Annotated in this window: 1 protein-coding gene; it reads left to right on the forward strand. The window is 51.1% G+C overall.

Annotated features, from left to right (window positions below):
• Positions 1 to 237: 237 nt before the first annotated feature.
• The gene (locus D5084_RS09115) at positions 238 to 1,383 is read left to right on the forward strand and encodes a calcium-binding protein (protein WP_128515198.1); all 1,146 of its coding nucleotides are present in this window, start codon (positions 238 to 240) and stop codon (positions 1,381 to 1,383) included.
• Positions 1,384 to 1,460 lie beyond the last annotated feature (77 nt).

A 1,460-nucleotide genomic window follows, 5' to 3' on the forward strand; every position in this document is an offset into this window, starting at 1 on the left:
CAGAAAAGGTTGCTCATCGGTCAGTCTCCTTGCGGAGGCTGAATCATGCTGCAAGTGCAAGATCAATGGGTCCTGACCCTAAGGGCGTATTGTCACGGCGTGCGCTTTGTCCAATTTCGCAGATTTCCAGTGTAAGCAACGCGATCATTCGAATAAAATCCCTGAAACCATTCAATTGACGTCCTTGCCCCTCTGGCACAAGGTTCCAATAGTGCCTTGGGGAAATGGTGCGCGCATATGCTTGAGCTTCTCGCCCCTATCTTTCTTGGGCTGACCGCACTGGTAGTATTCGACAGTCTGAGCCGCCCAGATGACCCATCAGAGGACTCATCGGACGGTGAAGATACCCAGCCTGAATCGGATCCTCCTCAGACGATATCATTGAACGAGTTAGGATCATTCTGCGGTGGCGACGAGGACGACGATATCCTTGTTCGCACCAAGACTGGCACATCAACGTTCTATGACTGGGACGTCTATGCTTCAATTCCGGATGATCCTGTAATGGAGGTACGCGGTGGTCTAGGTGATGATACATTGCGCCTTTCGGGTGGCGGCTACAGAGTATTTGGAGACGAAGGCTCTGACGTCATTTATGCGCAGGATGCGTCGGATATTGCAATTTACGGAGGTTCGGGCGATACAGTATTTGGCGGGACGGGAGATCACGTCTATACCCGACTGAGCGACGATGCCATCTTTATCGGCGGAGACGGCAACGATTTTGTTATTAGCTCTTCCACAGCTTCAACAAATCTTGGATGCGGGGACGATGTATTTTTGGGCTTGAAAGAAGGCTGGAATAGCGGCGAAACCGCCACTGCTGATCTTGTTTATGGGGGTCAAGGAAACGATCTGATCTTTGGAACGGCAAGAGAGTCCTATCTTTGGTCCACCCATGCGAATGATCAGGATTTGGTATCGTTGGATGCCGACACTCTTTACGGTGGTTACGGTGATGACACACTCATAGGATCGCACGGAGATCTACTCTTTGGTGGCGAGGGCATGGATAACTTTCAGGTCGTGCTGAATCTTGGCGGATCACTTCCAACCGCGTCCGTCGAGGACTTTGACCCCCACAAAGAGCATATTGAAGTTCGGGTTGGAGCTGGTGATGGCGATGAACTCTTTCCTGAGTACTATCGGAGTCTAAAGTTTTCAGATTTTTCGCAACACGTGAACGAAGCCGGCGACTCTGTTCTCAGAGATAAGTTTGGAAGCGATTTGCTTCGCGTGTCCGGAACAGGGGAGCTGAAGATTGGACTCGAAGGGTGGGACAGTGACCGTGCGTGCAAGTGTTTTTTGGATCTGAATGGAAATGAGATTGCGCAGGCCGATTGTCATATACTAATTCGTGGGCAAGTGGATGCTTATCTCTAGGGTCAGGACTCGTTCTTGTTTCATAGCCAGAACATGACGGTTGCGGCGAGGGCGACGGCGGAGAGGAAGGTCTTGGG

Origin of the sequence: Tabrizicola thermarum, from assembly GCF_003574395.1 — a bacterium.
Lineage (GTDB): Bacteria > Pseudomonadota > Alphaproteobacteria > Rhodobacterales > Rhodobacteraceae > Tabrizicola > Tabrizicola thermarum.

Excerpts from the sequence above, each read along its gene's own strand:
- D5084_RS09115 (WP_128515198.1), top strand. The coding sequence starts at position 238 with ATGCTTGAGCTTCTCGCCCCTATCTTTCTTGGGCTGACCGCACTGGTA.